This window comes from Paenibacillus spongiae (assembly GCF_024734895.1).
GTDB lineage: Bacteria > Bacillota > Bacilli > Paenibacillales > Paenibacillaceae > Paenibacillus_Z > Paenibacillus_Z spongiae.
In genome coordinates, this window is record NZ_CP091430.1 from 7271450 (window position 1) to 7290229 (window position 18780).

Consider the following 18780-nt stretch of genomic DNA (forward strand, 5'->3'; position numbering starts at 1 on the left):
CTTTCGCCGTTTCTTATGGATAGAACGTGCTTTCTTTCGTCGTCGTCCAGCACCAGCGGGAACGCAGCAGATCCTCGATCAGCGCTTCCTTCGCCTCTTCCGTGCCGATATAGCGCAGCGCCTCCAGGGAATGGGCGCGAACGTAGCGGTTCTCGTCGTCGAGCGATTGAACCAGCTGCGGTACGACCGGCGCAGCCGCCGCTCCAATTCTCGACAGCGACAAGCCGGCCATGAAGCGCACCTGTACATCCTCGTCCTGCAGGCAGCGGCCCAAACCAGCCAGAACCCCGTCCACCGGAACGCCGATGGTTCCGAGCGCTTCTACGACCGCACGGCGGACGACGGGCGCCGCTCCGTCCAGCAAGCCGTTCAGCGCAGGTACCGCTTCCGCAGCGAGACCGCGAAGCTCGCTCAGCGCGAACACGGCGTGAACAACCGTCTCCGGACGGGCATCGCTCAGAGCGGCGATCAGACCCGGCACGGCAGCCTCACCGGACGCCGACAGGCCGTATCCGGCAAGCCGGGAAACTTTCACGCTCTCATGGCGGATCGCCTGCAGCAGCGCTTCCAACCCTGGCGAGCCCGCCGCAGCAAGATCGTATGCCGCATTAAGCGCCACCGGCTCAGAGACATCCTCCAGCGCTTGAACTAGACCGTTTACCTGTTCCGCAGATGCCGGCTTCGTTCCGGCTACGCTTCCGATGCGGCCCGACATCCAGTTCCACGTCTCTTCCAAGAGCACATCATGCTCAATGATTGACGGGCTGATCGAAGCAGGCTTCTGCCATGCCGTTTCTTGATTGTTCCAGCTTGGCGATACCGGCGCTTTCGTCCGCATAAACTCGAACTTGAGCATGTAGCGGTGCTGTCCGAGCACATTCGGCGTGGAACGGTGCCAGATATCATAGTGGATCAGGGCGAACGTTCCCGCTTTGCCGCTGGCAACCGCCTCTTCTGCATTGTCGTCCTTGGCGAAGGTGCGGGTTTCATAGTTTTGCGTGCCCGGCATTACGCCTGTCGGCCCCAATTCAACCGGCGTATCCTGCGGGAAGTACATAATCATGGCCCACCATGGGTGATGGTTGCGCATCCGTCCGTAACCCCAGTAGCTGTCCTTATGCCATCCGCCCGCCACCGGGCTGGCGTTATAATGTCCATGCCGATGGGCATGCAGCATATAATCTTCGCCGAGCACGCTTGTAAGCGCGCCGGTGATGACCGGGTGATCGAATACCTTCTGCAGCTCGCGGATGCGGGGCAGCAGGTTGTTCCCCGGATTGCCTTCGTTCTCATATACCAGGTTCAGCTGCGCCATTAGCTGCTCGTGGAAAGCGTCCGAAAAATCCGTCTTCAGAATAAGGAATCCATTCGTAATAAACGTTCTCATCTGCTCGTCAGTCAATAATAAGGGTGATTGTTGGTTCATCTTAATTTGGAACCTCCCAATTTATGAATATTGGAGTGCTGTTCTTTATTATGATGGAAACCCTTACGAAGAGACATGAACGAAGTTAACGACCGTTTATACAAAACTAAGATGATCGATATGTGGGCTTGTCCTAACTAATCGAATGTACGCCGCTCTTCTAACCTGCAATTTACCTGAAAATAGTGCAGCTACCGCCCTCCCCAGATACCGTCAGCGTGGCAATCGCCTACCTGAGTTCGCCCGGCTCCCTTCAATCAGACCAATACGGATCCTCCTGATAATAGAAGTTCGGGCTCACGGACTTATTGTCGTAATGCGTGTGAAAAATATGCGTCGTCGCGGGGGACACCGGCGGGATCAGCCATGTCCAATCGCCGGTGACGGCCCGTTCTTCCTGGCGCTCCTTCTCCGTGAACCTCGCGAACTGCTTGGCCGCCGTATGATGATCGACGATCGTCACGCCTTCGCGCTTGAAGGAGTCCAGCACCGCCACATTCATCTCGACAAGCGCACGGTCCCGCCACAAGCTCGATTCCCTGCTTGTATCCAGCCCCATAATCTCCGCAACCCGGGGCAGCATGTCGTACCGGAACTCGTCGGCCAAATTGCGCGCTCCTATTTCCGTCCCCATATACCAGCCGTTGAAAGGGGCGGCCGTATAGCTTATCCCCCCGATTTCCAGCCGCATGCTGGATACCATCGGAACCGCATACCACTTCAGCGCAAGCTCCGAGAACCGCTCATACTCGGGATGTGCTAGCGGCACCTCCAGAATGAGCCGCTCCGGAATCCGGAACAGCGCCGGCGTGCGGCCTTCGAGCTGAACGATAAGCGGAAGCGCATCGAATGCCGTGCCCGCCCCGGTCCAGCCCATAGACTGGCAAAGCTGCGTCAGCTTGACCGAGTCCGGGTCGCCGATAACGCCATCCGGCGTCTCGTAACCGGCGTACCGGATGAGCTGATAGTTCCATATGCGGGGTCCCTTCCCGGATTCCGTATCCGCCGCTTGCGGAAACACCGTTATCGCAGGGCGGATCCTGCCCTCATTCGTGGCATAATCGATATGGCGGTACAGCGCCTCCGCCATCTCTTCTTCCGTCTGAACGCCGCGTGCGTCCAGGACGTGCATCGACTCCCAGAACAGGCGGCCGATACAGCGGTTGCTGTTGCGCCACGCCATCCTTGCCCCGTGCTCCAATTCTTCGAAGGTATGGGTGTATGTACCGCTGCCTTCAATCGATCCGCGCACTTCGCGCACGCGCTCCTCCGTCTCCGCCCGGCTCCTTCCAAGCTCCCGGTAGCAGGCTCGGATGAAGGCTTCCGATTCTTCCATTCGTATTCGATGATGTGCAGCCGCTAGATGTTCCAATGGAAGATCCCACCTGTTCATGTTCGTTATGATGCATCTATTATACTACGAAATTAGGCCGCGGGTTCTATTGGTTCGACAGCGCATTGCGCACCGCCAGGATGTACTTCGCCTGATCGAGCGGGTTAACGCCCCTTCGAGGCCGTTCCACATCGACATCCGGCGGACATTCCCGGTAACCGGCGAAGAAAGCCGACAGCGTGCCCCGGCCCTTGGTCAGCGATCCCAACCGGGCGGGAAACTCAAGTGAAGTCGCCACAGGCAGCAGCCCTTCGATCTCCATCCGCTCTTGGCTGACGATCGGGGTATCGAATTCGCCGCGCATCAAGATCAGCTCGTTCATCAGCTTGCCTCCATACTCCTCCGGCACCGACAACCGGAACCGGAGCAGCGGCTCCAGCAGCTTCGTCCCCGTATTCATGAGGCCGTTCATGATTCCCATCGGAGTCGCAATGACAAAGTCCAGCGGGTGCGTGTGCCATACATGATGCTCGCCCTCCACGAGCGTTACGCGCAGGTCCGTCACCTCCCAGGCGCGAAGCCCCTGCTGCAGCGCCTCCGGCACCCGGCGCGCCACTTCGTTCTGGTAGCTCTCGAGCAGATCTTCGCCGCGGACAAGCGATTGATAGACCAGCCCGCTCCCCCGCTCCCCGGGTTCGATCCGGAACCTCAGAATGGCCCAGCACGGCTTAGGCATCGTATAAGCGATGAAGCCTTCTCCTGCGGCTGCCGGCGTCTCCTTGTAGATGACGCTCGGCGCTCCGAAGGCGACCTCCAGGCCGAACCGGCTCTGAAGCAGATGCGTGAGCACCTCCACTTGAATTTGCCCCATCACCTTCAGATGAAGCTCACGTTCCTCGGGCAGCCACTGCAGATCCAGCAGCGGATCCTCGTCCGCCAGCTCTTGACAGGCGGCCACGACGGCCGGATATTCCGCCGCATTGCGCCACTGCACCTGTACGGTCAGCAGCGGCACCGCAAGCCGCTTCTCGCCCGGCACCCCGTCCGGCGTTCCGATAATATCGCCGATGCGCGCCCTGTTCCAGCCGTACACGGCTGCGATGTCGCCTGCCTTGAGGACGCCGATGTCCTCCGACTTCTGCCCGATCAGGCGGCGGATCTGGGTCACTTTGTCTTCCAGCTCCCGGGTATGGTTCCGGACCATATCGCGGTTGCGGATAACGCCGTTATAGAGGCGGACGAAAGCGATACGGCCCATAGCCGGATCGCGATCGATCTTGAATACGACCCCCGATAACGGCGCGTCCACCCTGCCTGGTGGAGGGGGGATGAACCGAACAATCGCATCCAGCAGCGCCTCTACGCCAATACCCCGGCCCGATGCGCCGAACAGGACGGGAAACAGCTCGCAGCCGTGGACGCCTTCAATAAGCAGCGGCAGCATGGCGTCGGCGGACAGCCCGCCCTGCTCGATATACTGCTCCATCGCCGCCTCATCGCGCTCCGCTGCCGCCTCCATCAGCTGTTCCCGGTAAGTCTCCGCCCACAGCGGACATTCATCGTCACGGCTGCCCAGCAAATCGGCAGATCCGCGAAAGTCCGCTTCAACGCCGTCAGGAGCCCCGATCGGCACCGCCTGGCGCGAGATCAGCCGGCGGATCTGCGCCAGCACCGCATCCGCATCCGCTCCGATGCGATCCATCTTGTTTACATAAATCAAGGTTGGAATGCGCAGCTCGCGCAGCGCCTGCCAGACCACCTCTGTCTGTGCCTGAACGCCTTCGACGGCCGACACGATCAGCACTGCACCGTCCATGACCCGCAGCGACCGTTCGACTTCCGACAGGAAATCGACATGTCCGGGCGTATCCACCAGGTTGATGTCCGTACCGCCCCATGACAGCCGGGTTACCGCAGCGCGAACGGATATGCCCCGCTCCCGCTCCACTTCCAGCGAATCCGTTTGCGTCGTCCCCGTATCTACGCTACCCAGCGCCCGCAGCTGTCCGCTGCGGAAGAGCATCTGCTCCGTTGTCGTCGTCTTGCCGGCATCGACATGAGCGAACAGGCCTACGTTGCGCATCGGTTGAAGTTGCTCGTTCATCTCTGACGCTCTCCTTCCACTTATCGTTGTTTCTCTATCATGCGGAATGAAAGCGACAGATTCAAGCGAATAGTATAATATTTGCAACATTTTGTTCAGCCCCGGCTGGTCAGGGAACTATTTACATTGAGGGGGTGTTCCACTTTTGGGTATAGTATACTGATGGCTATTTATAAAAATTCATTCTGGAAGAGGAACGCACGATGAACAAAATGATGAAATGGACATTGACGGCGCTTGTCGGCATTCTTCTGCTGACCGGCGGCTTCGCGAACGTCAATGCATTGTCTCTGTCCGGAAACGGCTCCGGTCAAGCCGAGTCGGGTGGCTTATTGTCCGGCCTCGTCGGCGATACCGGCAAGAACGCGGCAGCAGATAATGACAACAAGAAAACTATCGTGATGGGCACATCCCCGGACTATGCCCCCTATGAAGACGTCGATGCCAAGGGCAGCGGCGAAATTATCGGGATGGACATTGATATTGCCAAGCATATTGCAGAGGAACTAGGCTACGAGCTGAAGATCTCCGGCATGGACTTCAACGGCCTCTTGGCGGCGCTTCAGACCAAGCGGGTCGACTTTGTCATGTCGGCGATGTCGGTGACGGAGGAGCGCAAGCAGAGCATCGACTTCTCGAACAGCTATTATGCCGCGCGCAACACCATCGTCTCCAGCGCGGACGATAACTTCGCCTCCCTGGAACAGCTGGAGGGCAAGCGGGTCGGCGTCCAGCTCGGCTCGACCCAGGAGAAGGTCGCCAATGAAATCAAGAACGCGTCCGTCCTGAAGCTGAACCGCATTCCCGATTTAATTCAGGAGATCAAGTCAGGACGCCTGGATGCGGCCATCATAGAGGATGCCGTTGCGTTGGATTACACATCGGCGAACGATTTGAAATTAAATATGATCCCGGCAGCCGCCGGAGACGAGGGATATGCCATTGCCTTCCCGAAGGGCTCCGCGCTGACCGGCGAGTTCAACCGCGTGCTGGAAGAGATGAAGAGCGACGGCACGCTGCAGGCGATCACGGACAAGTGGTTTGGCGTTGAGAAAGAGGAGAAGAAGCAGGGCTCCGGGGTCATCGACTTCAGCATGCTGGAGGGTTATGCCGGTTATCTGCTTCGCGGCATATACATTACGCTCCTGTTTACTTTCGTATCGGCGCTGTTCGGCTTCGTCTGGGGCGCCATTCTATCCTTATTCAAAATATCCAGCATCAAGCCGCTGCAATGGTTCGCCACGTTCTACACTTCCGTGTTCCGCGGTACCCCGCTGCTGCTGCAGCTGGTGCTTATTTACTACGCTACACCGCAGGTGCTCGGCTATGATATACCGGCGCTGCAGGCGGCCGGCCTTGCATTCGGCTTGAACTCCGCCGCTTATCTGTCGGAGACGATCCGCGGCGGCATTCTAGCCGTGGACAAGGGCCAGCGCGAAGCCGCAATGGCGCTTGGCATTCCATACGGAACGATGATGATCAGCATCATTTTCCCGCAGGCGATCAAGAACATCCTCCCCGCGCTCGTGAACGAATGCGTTGCGCTGGTGAAGGAATCGTCGCTCATCTCCGTCATCGGCGTCGCCGACTTGATGCGCAGGGCGAATGTCGTGCAGGCCGATACCGGCCGCGCGCTGGAGCCGCTCCTGTTCATCGGAGCGATTTATTACGTGCTCGTGCTTGTCTTGACCTCGCTTGCCCGCTTGCTAGAAAGGAGGATGCGCCGCAGTGATTAACGTAACTAATTTAACCAAGACATTCGGCAAGCTGGAGGTGCTGCGCGACATCTCGACAACCGTAAGCCGCGGGGAGGTCGTCGCCATCATCGGCCCTTCCGGCTCCGGCAAATCGACCTTCCTGCGCTGCCTCAATATGCTGGAGACGCCGACAGAAGGCCGCATTACGATCGACGGAACGGATATTACCGATCCGAAGACCGACATTACCCGGTTTCGCCAGCGGATCGGCATGGTGTTCCAGCACTTCCACCTGTTCCCGCACATGACGGTGATCGATAATATTGCCTTCGCTCCGATGAAGGTGAAGGGGCTGTCAGCCGACGAGGCGCGGACGAAGGGCCTCCAGCTGCTGGAGCGCGTCGGGCTGAAGGATAAAGCCGGCGTCTACCCTTCCAAGCTGTCCGGCGGCCAGAAGCAGCGTGTCGCGATCGCGCGCAGCCTGGCTATGGACCCGGATATCATGCTGTTCGATGAGCCAACGTCGGCGCTCGATCCGGAGATGGTGAAGGAGGTGCTCGCGGTTATCCGCGATCTCGCCTCGTCCGGCATGACGATGCTGATCGTAACGCATGAGATGAAGTTCGCCCGCGAAGCGGCGAATACGATCTTCTTCCTCGACGGCGGCAAGCTGATCGAGCGCGCCGAGCCGGAGCAGTTCTTCAGCCGGCCGCAGAGCGAACGGGCTGCCCGCTTCCTCGAGCAGGTGCTGTAGGATACGATCATACGCTTCTCTAGAGACAACGAACCGCCAAGGAGATGACTCCAGGCGGTTCGTTGTTTTTCTATTCCTGCGTGCCGGCCTGCATCAAAATGCCGACAAGCCTGTCCGACGTCCGTCAGCAAACGCTGATTCGCTGGGTGAAGAATGACCACTGCGGACACAAGAGGCGTTATTTACGGTTCCCGGGCCATTCTCGAGCGTGTTTCGGACACGAGAGCCGTTATTTAGTTCAAATCTCCTCATCATTGATTGAATTCCAGCAAATAACGAACCGTATGTCCGCTGCGGGCGTATAACGAAGAAATTTGCGCAAATAAGGGATTCATTGTCCGTAAGGTTATTACTCAAGTCCGCGATTGATCGATTTCTGCGGTCTATAGAAAGGATCGACTCCGCCGCCAAAGACGGCATGGGCCGTATTCATCTGGGGGACATCAATCAATAAAGGCTCTCGATATTGACGACGGAGTACGACCGCCACTCTTCGGGCAGCAGCCGTTGGTACTGCGGCTGCAGGTACCGGTCGTCCACGAGCACGAGTGTGCCGCTGTCCCGCTCCGAGCGGATCAAGCGCCCTCCCGCCTGCAGCACCTTGTTCATGCCGGGAAAGACGTACGCATAATCATAGCCGTTCCTGCCTGTACGCTCGAAGTAATCCTTGATGACATTCCGCTCCAAGCCGAGCTGCGGAAGCCCCACGCCGACGACAATGACGCCGTTCAACCGGTCCCCCACCAGATCGATCCCCTCCGAGAAAATACCGCCCATGACGGCGAAGCCGACCAGCGTTCTTGCATTCGCGGCATCGAACGCCGCCAGAAACCTTTCGCGCTCCTCCTCCGTCATGCCGGTCTGCTGAACGAGCGTATCCGCGTATGTTTGGCCGCCGTCCATCGTCATGAACCGTTCGTACACATCCTCCATGTAGGCGTAGGAAGGGAAGAACACCAGGTAGTTGCCTGGCTGCTTCTCCGTGATCTGTCTGATCATTCGGGCAAGCGGCTCCTTCGTCCGTTCGCGGTCCTGATAGCGTGTGGACAGCGGCTGAATCTTCACTTCCAGCTGCTCATGCGAGAACGGCGAAGGGATCGCAACCGCATAGTCCTCCTTGCTGCCGCCGAGCATCTCCGTATAGAAGCTCAAGGGAGATAGTGTGGCGGAGAAGAAAATATGGCTGCGGAAGCCTTTGCCCATCTGACTGAGCAGGTAAGACGGATCCAGGCAGAACATCCGGATGCGCACCTCGCTCTTGAAGCATTCCGTGTAGGTGACATACCGCTCGTCGTACAGCTTGGCCGCACGCAGAAAGTCTGAAGCGGCAAAATAGCCCTCCAGCAGCAGCGCCGCCGCATGCCCTTGCTCTGCGCCCAGAGAACCCGCGGCGAGCACCTTCTCCGCCGTATAGACGAAGAATTCGACCAGCTCGATCAGCTCGCCCGGCGCTTCCAATTCAACGAGGGTCTTTCGTTCCCCGATGGCTTTGCGGACGCGGAGCAGATGCTGATTCACATCCTTGGATGCTTCGTACACGTCCGCGCGGATCGTCTTGAACGTCCGCTGCAGCTCCAGGAAATCCGCCTTGTTCAGCTCGGCGGAGTACATCTCCCTGCCCCGGTCCACCAGATTATGCGCTTCGTCGACGAGCAAGGCCGTCTGCCGCTTCTGGTCCTCGATCAGCCGCTTCAGGCTCACTCGCGGATCGAAGATATAGTTATAATCGCAGATGATGCCGTCGGCGGCGTAAGCGGCATCGAGCGAGAACTCGAACGGGCACACCTTGTGCTTGCGGGCATAACGCTCCACCACCTGCCGGGTCATCGCCGTCTCCTGGGACAGCATGTCCAGCATTGCCGCATTCACCCGGTCATAGTAGCCGTCGGCATATTCGCAGAATTCCTTGGAGCAGCGCATCTCCTCCTGGAAGCATACCTTCTCCTTCGCCGTGATCGTCACGGTATGCATATGCAGTCCGCCCGCCTGCATCAGGGTCAGCGCTTCCTCAGCGGCTGTTCGCGTAATCGTCTTGGCCGTCAAATAGAACAGCCGCTGCAGCAGTCCTTCGCCCATCGCTTTGACCGCCGGGAACAGCGTCGAGATCGTCTTGCCCGTTCCGGTCGGAGCCTTGGCGAACAGCTTGCGCTTGTCCGCGATGGACTTATAGACGGACCCGGCCAGCTTCCGCTGTCCTTCCCGATAGGCGTCGAACGGAAACGCCAATGCCCTCATGCTCGAATCGCGAGCGATCACATGCCGTTGCCTCAGCTCGGCGTAGGGAGCGTAACCGCGGATCATCTCTTCCATAAACTGCGCCAGCTCCCCGAAGGTCATCCCGCGGACGAAACGGCGCTGCTCCTCGGTGTTCACCTGCACGTAGGTCAGCTGTATGCGCATGCTGGGGAGTCCCTGCTCCTCCGCTACCATGTAGGCATAGCAGATCGCCTGCGCCCAATGAACCGGATATCCGTCTTCGCCGATGGCCTCCAGACTGCCCGACGTGGATTTGATCTCGTCCACGGTGAGCCCCTCGTCCGTCTCGAGCAGGCCATCGCATCGCCCATCCACGACGAAGAGGAGATCGCCCCGGGGCATCTCCGTCTTCACATATACTTCCTTGCGATCCTTCTCGCCGTACTCCTTCTGGATCTTCTGATGGGCCTTCGTGCCGTCCGTCAGCGATGCCGCCGTGCAGAACCCGGATTCGATGCTACCGCTCCGGTACACGTATTCGACAAGCGCCCTTACCGAAATTTGAACCGTATTCGCCGTATTCACCATCTTCGCGCCTCTCCCGCCGCCCTCATGAGAGAACATTTGTTCCTTCCATTGTAGCATGCGAAGTCGGCGGACGCACCCCCGGAAGCGGCTTATGCATGGCAATTATTTAACGCCGATTGCGCCGTTCCTGTCATCGTCATTCTCTTGCTCCTGCTGCTACAGAGCTTGCCTAACCTGTCATTCGCTCTAGGCATTGCAGCAGGCTGGCCGCCGTCTCCTGCCGCTGCCGGAGCAGTGCGGACATTGGCCACAATCCCGATCCGCGGCGAATGTCGCCATCGATCAGACGCAGCATCCACAGCGAGAATACGGCCGCATATAGCGCATATGCCCGTTTGAACGGTTCCGCATCGTGGCGCATGCCGCACTCTCCCGCCGCGGCAAGATAACTATCCAGAAGGCGCTCTCTCACAGGTTCATTCATCATACCCGGAAATGTCGGATGCGACATGTCCAGCGCATGGTACAAATCCCAGAAGGGCGAATTCAGGTGCATATGCTCCCAATCAAGCACCAGCAGCCGCCCGCCAGCCACGGCATAATTGCCGGCGTGAAGATCGCCATGGGACAGCACCTTCGCTTGTTCGAACGGTGACTCTTCCCGCCCCAGCATCTCCAGCATCTCTTGAACGCGGGGAAGCCCCGCGCCAATCTCTTCACAGATCCGCAGGATCTCCTCTTCATTGGCAGAAATCTCTGCCGCGAGCACCCCGATCGGAGGCTTCGGACCCTTCAGCGGGCCATTGCGCAAAGCGCCCGTCGGAAATCCGTGCCACCAGGCCATATGCTGGATGAGCTGCGCAGCTGTCTCCTCCCGAAACGTATGATCCAATGAACCGAGATCTTCGAAGAGCAGCCAATGCCTTCCCTGCCGGCTATCGATAGATGAGGCGAGCAAGCGGGGGTATAAGGGTGGAAAATAAGGCAGGATGTGCTCATAAACCCACAGCTCGGAACCCCACTGTCCATCATTGGTTAGCGGTTTAAAAATAAAGCTGCCGCCGACGGTGAGTCGAAGCCGCTCGACGCGGCTGCCGTTCATTCCCGTATATAGCGGCTCCCGTCTGGCGATCAGCCGCTCATCTAACGTGCCATCGGGCAGTATCATGCCCCTCGGAAGCCCCATGGTTGATCCTCCGTTTCGTAATCCATTCTTTTCCACAAGCTGATTACCTATTATATCATCCTGCGTTCGTTTCGTTCAGATGTCCTTTACTTTTTTATAAGAATTAGCGGCGGACGGTTCATCCGCTGGAATTATATTAATTTTGTGAAAATCCATGAAAACTTTCATCGTTCTATGATACTATTACCTCATTGCTTTTTGCAGCCAGAAGAACAGGAGTGTTGGTGGGTTAGAATGGAACATGCAGCTATGGACAACAAGGCAGGCGGCGTCAGCTTGAACCTCTACAAGCTTACGTGGCCGATATTCCTCGAATTGTTACTGTTTATGATGATGGGAACGGCGGATACGCTTATGCTCAGCGGGGTCTCCGACGATGCGGTGTCCGCAGTCGGCGTCGTAAACCAGTATATCTTTATTTGTATCCTGATCATGGAGGTCATCAGCAACGGCGCGTCCGTCGTTGTTGCCCAATATATCGGCTCCCGCCGGATGGCTGAAGCTTCGAAAATCGCAGCGCTGGCAATAACGATGAATCTCGTGCTGGGGCTTGCGGTCAGCGCGGCGCTGTTCGGATTCAGCGATGCCATTCTGAGCTCGATGAACCTGGAAGGCCAAGTGCTGGCGTATGCGAAGACGTATATGGATATTGTCGGCGGATTCATCTTCATACAGGCGCTGATCAACGTCCTCGCAAGCCTGATCCGCACCTACGGATTTACGAAAGAATCGATGTACGTCGCCTTCGGAATGAATGTCGTTCACGTCGGACTTAACTTTGTGCTTATCTTCGGATATCTCGGATTTCCGGAAATGGGCGTGGCAGGTGCCGCGGTATCCACCGTAATCAGCCGGGCGCTGGCGTTTGTCGTCTTTGCCTGGGTGCTCTACCGTGTCATGGAGGTTCGTATCGCGCTGCGCGACTATGTCACTTTCTCCAAAACGTATATGCGCAAAATCTTGTCGGTCGGCATTCCGTCCGCGCTCGAGCAGGTAACCTATCATGCCTGCCAGACGGTATTTCTTTACTACGTCACCTTCTTGGGGGCCGAAGCGCTCGCATCGCGCTCCTATGCGATGACGATATCCCAGTACATTTATTTATTCAGCGCCGCGATCGGAATGGGCACGGCCATTATCGTCGGACGCTATGTAGGAGCCAAGCTGAAGGATCAAGCTTATCGCCGGGTGATGAAAAGCGTCGTCTGGAGCTTGAGCATTACGATTGCGGTAGATCTGGTTATCATTGCTTTCCGCGAGCCGTTGGTCAACCTGTTCACAGACAGCGCGGAAGTCATACGCATGACTACGCAGGTCATTCTGTTCAGCATCCTGCTTGAAACGGGCCGCTCGATTAACCTTGTGTTCATTAATGCCCTGCGGGCGGCGGGTGACGCCAAATTCCCCGTCTACATGGGATTCATCTCAATGGTATGCATGAGCTTGCCTCTTGGTTACCTGCTCGTATTCAAGCTTGACATGGGACTTCCCGGCGTATGGATCGCCATCGCCGCCGATGAATGGCTGCGCGGAATTATTATGAGCCATCGTTGGCGCAGCCGGGTGTGGGAGAAGCGTTCGCTTGTGGAACCGTTGGAGCCTGCGGCAGCGGCTGCGGCCGGCTCGGGGAACTAGCTGAACGAATAACAAGACGGCCTCGATTCCGTGATTCCGGGGCCGTCTTTTTTCATACATGGTTTACATCCCTTGCAGACTGTGTTATTTTTATTTCGATAAGTTTAGAAATATAGATACAGACGGGAGCGAATGCATGATGGCGGAAGAACACGCAGACATAAAGCAAGCCGTCAAGGTATACAAAGCATTAGGCGAGCCGACCCGCCTCAAAATCGCTCTGCTGCTGACCGAAGAGCGCAATCTGTGCTGCTCCGATATCGCAGGCAAGCTGGAATCTGTCGCCGGCTCGACACTGTCTCATCATCTCAAGCAGTTGACCGATAGCGGACTGCTGCATCTCCGCAAGGACGGCACATATATCTACTACAGCGTAAACCGCGAGATGGCGCAGAAGTACGCGCCGTATTTGCTGGCATAATTTTTTTGCTTACTATTTCCATGTTTCTAGAAATATAGAATTTTGGTTAAGAGTCGAGAGGAGAAAGAGAACCATGTCAAACGCTTGGAAAATCTATATGCTGGCCATCGTCAGTTTTCTGGTCGGCACGTCGGAATTTATTATCGCGGGGATTCTCGATAAGGTAGCGGAGGATACCGGCGTATCCGTGTCGTCGGCAGGCCAGCTTATTACCGTATTCTCCCTTGCCTACGCTTTCGGCACGCCATTCCTCATGGCCGTCACGGCCCGTATGGAAAGACGCAAGCTGATGCTCTATTCGCTGGCTGTATTCATTGCCGGAAACATCATCGCCGCCGCAATGCCGGGGTTCGAATTTCTGATGCTTTCCCGAATCGTCCTTGCGCTGAGTACCGGGGTATTCGTAGTCACGGGACTGACGGTTGCCTCCAAGCTGGCGCCGGCCGGCAAGCAAGGAAGCGCCATCGCAACGCTCGTTATGGGCTTCAGTACGGCTTTAATCGTGGGCGTTCCTCTGGGCCGGGTTATTTCTTCGGTTTATGACTGGAGGTCGATCTTCGGGGGCATTGGCTTGCTGGGCGTAGCCGCCATACTCATCATCTACTTCTCCCTGCCGCAGACGGAAGGCGAGGAGCCCGTACCGCTCCGAAGCCAGCTGGCTCTGGTGAAACAACCCCGAATCGCGATCGCCTTGTCGGTGACCTTCTTCTGGATCAGCGGGTACGCCATTGCCTATACCTATATCTCGCCATTTCTGCTTACCGTTACAGGAATGAACGAGCAGGCTGTGAGCGCAGGGTTGTTCGCCTTCGGAATCGCCAGCCTGATCGGTTCCAAGTTCGGCGGCTACAGTACGGACAGATGGGGCGTTCCCGTTACGCTCGTTGGCGGAATCGCGGTGCATGCCGCGGCGCTGATCCTCTTGTCATTGGCAGCCGGGTCGCCATCCATCGTGTTTGTCCTGCTGATGCTGTGGTCGTTCTCCGCGTGGTCGACGGGCCCTACGCAGCAATATAACTTGATGACGCTTGCTCCTGAAGCTTCCGGTATTATGCTAAGCCTGAACAGCTCCGTTCTGCAGCTTGCCATGGCCGCCGGAGCGGGCATCGGAGGCGTTGTCGTGGAACGCGCCTCGTTATCGTCCATCAGCTGGATCGGCGCCGCTGGCGTTGCCGTCGCAGCAGCGACTGCCATCGCTTCCGTTAGACAATCCCGTACCCGAAAGCTTCGGTGCGCGGCACAGCAGGCGCTGGAGAAAGCGGGAGCTTGAGGCGGGCCATTCTTATCCCCATTTTTATCAACAACTTATTCACATTATCCACAACACCTGATTCTATACGGCAAGGAATGCGGGAGCCTGACAACAAACGAATGCATTTTACATTCCGTATGTCTCAGGATGGATTATAAAATACCTATAAAATTCCATTTATTACATGACTTTGGCAACTAACGCAACAGAAGAGGGCTGAGATATAATGAGTTCGGAAGGCGCGCCGATCTACCAATTAGAAGGGGATTGAACCATTGATGATAAAATCGACTATTCGTCTCATTATATTCGCTGCTCTTGCAGCCATTATCGCGATTCCAATGACAGTCTATGCAGCCGGCGCCGAAGAAACGCCCGTTTCGAACCCGCCCGAGACCAAATCCCTCTCCTTTTCACTCTTAACGGAAGGCTCCTTCGCTGCCCTTCAAGTGGGCAACGTCGTTCATGTTTATAATGAGAATGGCCAGCTGTTCGAAACCCAGGGCGCGGACCGGGCCGGAACCCTTAAGGATCTCTTCGTTCTGCCTTACGGGGCGGAGCAAATCCCTTTCGTGCTTGTGCATAATGAGAAGAACGGCTACCTCGTGTTCAGCGACCTGTGGCCCAAATTCGCCAAGGGCAAGGAAAAGGACGAGAAGGAAGCTTACTATAGCGGTCGCGTTTTCACCGCGGCGCAGACCAAGATATGGAGCAAGACCCGTCATCATATGGCCATGCAGCAGAATGGCGAGGCTGTCGCTTATGTGGCGAATGACTTCGATAATCTGAAGAAAGGCTATCATGAAGCAATCCGGGTCAAGGGCAAGCTGCGAGGCCTCGTCCTGTATGATTGCTGCCCTTATCTTGTCGTTGAGAACGAGAAGCAGGAGCTGATCGTGTATCACGCCGGAGCGAGCGGACCCGAAATTGCCGGACAAATCGATTTCAATAATAGTTGAAGATTGAGCAGAACCCCTTCCGCAGATTGCGTGAAGGGGTATTCACGTTAACGATCCCCTTTCCTATAAGGATCTATCCTACCGCCTTGAAAGGTAATTAATGTATGTATCATGACGCGGGGAGTTAATGCCTGTATAATGAATAAAGGATGATGCGAACTGACCTTTCGCATGTAAATAGTTGGTTTTTTTATTCATTTGACGAATCGGGTAATGCACCTTAATATGATATATTATATGTTAACGCATACACGAAAAACGGCGTAACGTCAATGCTTTTAAGCTTTCATGGACAAAAGCGTTAAACCGTTCGAGGGGTTGCGTTTATAATCGAGAGGGGCAGATTTTCTTGAAAAAGTTGACATGGCTGATGCTTGTCCTTTCAGCGGTCTTGATTGTAGCGGGCTGCGGAAGCAAAGCGAACGAGAAAGGAAACACCGATTCAGGCAACGCGGGGGGCGGAGCCGGCAATGCCGAGAAAAAGACGTACAAAATCGCGATTTCGCAAATTGTCGAGCATCCATCCCTGGACGCGACGCGCGAAGGCTTCTTGGCCGCACTCAAGGATGCCGGCTTGACAGAAGGCGACAACCTGAAGGTGGATTACAACAATGCACAGGATGATTCGACGAACAACCTGTCCATCGCACAGAAAATCGCCGGCGAGAAGAACGACCTTGTTCTCGGGATCGCAACCCCGTCCGCGGTCGCACTCGCTTCCAATGTGAAGGATACGCCGCTGTTGTTCGCGGCTGTAACGGATCCTGTCGATGCGAAGCTGGTCACCAATGTGGACGCCCCCGGCGGCAACATCTCGGGCGCATCCGATACGAACCCGGAAGCGATCGTGAAGCTGATGGACTTCATCGCGGGCAGCTTCCCGAATGTGAAGAACGTCGGCATCGTGATCAATGAAGGCGAACCGAATGCCGTCATTATGGCCAAGAAAGCCGAAGAGGCATTGGCCAAGCATGATATCAAGCTCGTGAAGGCTGCCATCACGAATACTTCGGAAGTGAAGCAGGCTGCCGAATCGCTGGTAGGCCGCGTTGACGCGTTCTACATTACGCTCGACAACAAAGTAGTAAGCGGCGTTGACGCCATTCTGAAAGTGGCCAAGGATAAGAAAATTCCGTTCTTCTCCAGCGACCGCGACACCGTCGAGAAGGGTGCCTTCGCAACGGTTGGCTTCAAGTACTACGACCATGGCTACCAAGTAGGCCAGATGGCCGTCGACATTCTGAAGAACGGCAAGAAACCGGCTGAGATGAAAGTGACCGTACCGGACAAACTCGATCTTATTCTTAATCTTAAAGCCGCAGCCGATTATGGCATCGAAGTTACGGACGAGATGAAGGGCCAAGTGAAGGACCCTGAACAAAACCTGATTCAATAATCGATACATGCGGGAGTGAACGTTCTTTCGTTCACTCCCTCTTCATGCTTACTTTCAATTCATCATTCATAAGGAGTAAAGGAGGACAATCATGCTTGACTCGATGTATGGTGCAGTCGAGCTCGGTCTGCTGTACAGCTTGATGGCGCTTGGCGTCTACATTACATTCCGTATTCTCGATTTCCCCGACTTGACCGTGGACGGGAGCTTCGCAACGGGAGGCGCGGTTGCCGCCGTCCTGCTGTCGAACGGATATTCACTTTGGATTGCCTTGATTACGGCCTTTCTTGCGGGTTCAGCAGCGGGCCTCTGCACAGGGCTTCTGCACACCAAGGGCAAAATCAACGGACTGCTGTCCGGGATCCTGATGATGATCGCGCTCCATTCGATCAATCTTCGCATCATGGGCAAGCCGAATACGTCCTTGCTTGGCTTAGAGCCCCTGTTCTCTTCCATATCTCCGATATGGTTGAAGCTTATCGTCGTGGCCATCTGCATTCTCTTCATCAAATTTCTGCTCGACATGTTCTTCCGCACCGACCTGGGACTTGCGCTCCGGGCGACCGGCGACAATCCCCGCATGATCCGCAGCTTCGGGGCCAATACGGATAATACGAAGATGCTCGGCATCAGCTTGTCCAACGGTCTGGTCGCCTTGTCGGGCGGTCTGATCGCCCAGCAATCCAGTTATGCCGATATCTCGATGGGTGTCGGGATCATCGTCATCGGTCTGGCATCCGTCATTATCGGCGAAGCGATCCTGGGGGCGCGCACCATCTTCATGGCGACGCTTGCCGCTGTGCTGGGCTCCATCATCTACCGGATCGTCGTCGCGCTCGCCCTGCGCGTGGAATGGCTCGAGGCTTCGGATTTGAAGCTCATCACCGCCTTGCTTGTTATCGTGGCGCTCGTGCTTCCTTCTGCGCGGAGGTCGATGAAGCAGAAGAGCATGGCCAGGAAGCGGTCGGCTCAGCTTGCCGCCGAAGCATCGAAGACGTCAACAGGAGGTGCGCGTTAATGCTCGAACTATCCAACGTGTCGAAGCTGTTCTATCCCGGAAGCCCGGATGAGAAGATCGCCTTGTTCGGCATTAACCTGAAGCTGAATCCCGGCGACTTCATTACCGTCATCGGCAGCAACGGCGCCGGCAAATCGACGCTCATGAACATCATATCCGGCGTTATGACTCCGGACACCGGCCACGTCAAGATCAACGACTCGGCGATCACGCATCTTCAAGAGCATCAGCGCAGCCGCTGGGTCGGACGCGTCTTCCAGGACCCAATGGCAGGCACTGCACCGAATATGACGATTGAAGAGAATCTCGCCATGGCCTATTCTCGCGATAAGTCGCGCGGTCTGGGGTTCGGTACGACAGCAAGAAGGCGCAAGCTGTTCCTTGAACAGCTTCAACGGCTTAATCTGGGCTTGGAAAATCGGTTCAGGGCGAAGGTCGGCCAGCTGTCCGGCGGCGAACGCCAAGCGCTAAGCCTGTTGATGGCGACGTTCACGAGACCGCAAATCCTGCTGCTTGACGAGCATACGGCCGCGCTGGACCCGTCCAGGGCGGAGCTGATCACGCGTCTGACCGACAGCATCGTCCGGGAGATGAATCTGACGACGCTGATGGTTACCCATAACATGGAGCAGGCGATCCGGCTTGGCAACCGGCTCATCATGATGGACAAGGGACGGATCATCCTCGATGTGAACGAAGAGCGGAAGAAGACGCTGACCGTCGAGCAGCTGCTTGGCGAATTCGAGCAGATCAGCGGCCATAAGATGGCCGACGACCGCGTCGTATTCGGGTAGTTGGCCTGGCAGAGAGCGATTTGAAGAGAGGGCTGGCCCTAAAGTCTTGTTGACTTTAGGCCAGCCCTCTTTGTCATATCC

At 56.5% G+C, this 18780-nt stretch carries 14 protein-coding genes; 9 read left to right on the plus strand and 5 right to left on the minus strand.

Annotation, left to right across the window (positions count from 1 at the left end; genetic code table 11):
- Positions 1-13 precede the first annotated feature (13 nt).
- The 3 genes from L1F29_RS32665 to L1F29_RS32675 form a co-directional block, all read right to left on the minus strand.
- Positions 14-1426, minus strand: a complete 1413-nt coding sequence (locus L1F29_RS32665; protein ID WP_258386130.1) for a HEAT repeat domain-containing protein — start codon at positions 1424-1426, stop codon at positions 14-16.
- Positions 1427-1679: 253 nt separating this feature from the next.
- Entirely contained in the window at positions 1680-2762 is a 1083-nt protein-coding gene (locus L1F29_RS32670) for a nitric oxide synthase oxygenase (RefSeq protein ID WP_258389881.1), read from the minus strand.
- Between the two features lie 103 nt (positions 2763-2865).
- Entirely contained in the window at positions 2866-4863 is a 1998-nt protein-coding gene (locus L1F29_RS32675) for an elongation factor G (protein ID WP_258386131.1), read from the minus strand.
- 203 nt (positions 4864-5066) lie between these two features.
- Here L1F29_RS32675 and L1F29_RS32680 point away from each other — a divergent pair, with 203 nt between their 5' ends.
- Positions 5067-6599 (plus strand): ABC transporter substrate-binding protein/permease, encoded by a 1533-nt coding sequence (locus L1F29_RS32680; protein WP_258386132.1) that lies wholly within the window; start codon positions 5067-5069, stop codon positions 6597-6599.
- On the plus strand, positions 6592-7314 hold the full coding sequence (locus L1F29_RS32685; RefSeq protein ID WP_258386133.1) for an amino acid ABC transporter ATP-binding protein: 723 nt from the start codon (positions 6592-6594) through the stop codon (positions 7312-7314). Before L1F29_RS32680 ends, L1F29_RS32685 begins: the two co-directional genes overlap by 8 nt.
- A gap of 447 nt (positions 7315-7761) precedes the next feature.
- Here the strand turns inward: L1F29_RS32685 and L1F29_RS32690 are convergent, their stop codons facing one another.
- Together L1F29_RS32690 and L1F29_RS32695 are read right to left on the minus strand one after the other, a co-directional pair.
- Positions 7762-10134 carry an ATP-dependent DNA helicase gene (locus L1F29_RS32690; protein WP_258386134.1) on the minus strand — a complete coding sequence of 791 codons (2373 nt, stop codon included), beginning with the start codon at positions 10132-10134 and terminating at the stop codon, positions 7762-7764.
- 133 nt (positions 10135-10267) lie between these two features.
- The gene (locus L1F29_RS32695) at positions 10268-11224 is read right to left on the minus strand and encodes a phosphotransferase family protein (protein ID WP_258386135.1); all 957 of its coding nucleotides are present in this window, start codon (positions 11222-11224) and stop codon (positions 10268-10270) included.
- A gap of 234 nt (positions 11225-11458) precedes the next feature.
- Between L1F29_RS32695 and L1F29_RS32700 the strand changes: the two genes are divergently transcribed.
- The 7 genes from L1F29_RS32700 to L1F29_RS32730 all read left to right on the plus strand — a co-directional run bounded on the left by L1F29_RS32700 (position 11459) and on the right by L1F29_RS32730 (position 18699).
- A complete protein-coding gene (locus L1F29_RS32700) occupies positions 11459-12859 on the plus strand; it encodes an MATE family efflux transporter (protein ID WP_258386136.1) in 1401 nt (466 codons plus the stop codon).
- Between the two features lie 139 nt (positions 12860-12998).
- Positions 12999-13280 (plus strand): ArsR/SmtB family transcription factor, encoded by a 282-nt coding sequence (locus tag L1F29_RS32705; protein ID WP_258389882.1) that lies wholly within the window; start codon positions 12999-13001, stop codon positions 13278-13280.
- A gap of 73 nt (positions 13281-13353) precedes the next feature.
- A complete protein-coding gene (locus L1F29_RS32710) occupies positions 13354-14550 on the plus strand; it encodes an MFS transporter (RefSeq protein WP_258386137.1) in 1197 nt (398 codons plus the stop codon).
- 260 nt (positions 14551-14810) lie between these two features.
- Positions 14811-15491 (plus strand): hypothetical protein, encoded by a 681-nt coding sequence (locus L1F29_RS32715; RefSeq protein ID WP_258386138.1) that lies wholly within the window; start codon positions 14811-14813, stop codon positions 15489-15491.
- Between the two features lie 349 nt (positions 15492-15840).
- Positions 15841-16887, plus strand: coding sequence for an ABC transporter substrate-binding protein (locus L1F29_RS32720; protein ID WP_258386139.1), 1047 nt, complete (start codon positions 15841-15843; stop codon positions 16885-16887).
- A gap of 91 nt (positions 16888-16978) precedes the next feature.
- A complete protein-coding gene (locus L1F29_RS32725; RefSeq protein ID WP_258386140.1) occupies positions 16979-17905 on the plus strand; it encodes an ABC transporter permease in 927 nt (308 codons plus the stop codon).
- The gene (locus L1F29_RS32730; protein WP_258386141.1) at positions 17905-18699 is read left to right on the plus strand and encodes an ABC transporter ATP-binding protein; all 795 of its coding nucleotides are present in this window, start codon (positions 17905-17907) and stop codon (positions 18697-18699) included. Before L1F29_RS32725 ends, L1F29_RS32730 begins: the two co-directional genes overlap by 1 nt.
- Positions 18700-18780 lie beyond the last annotated feature (81 nt).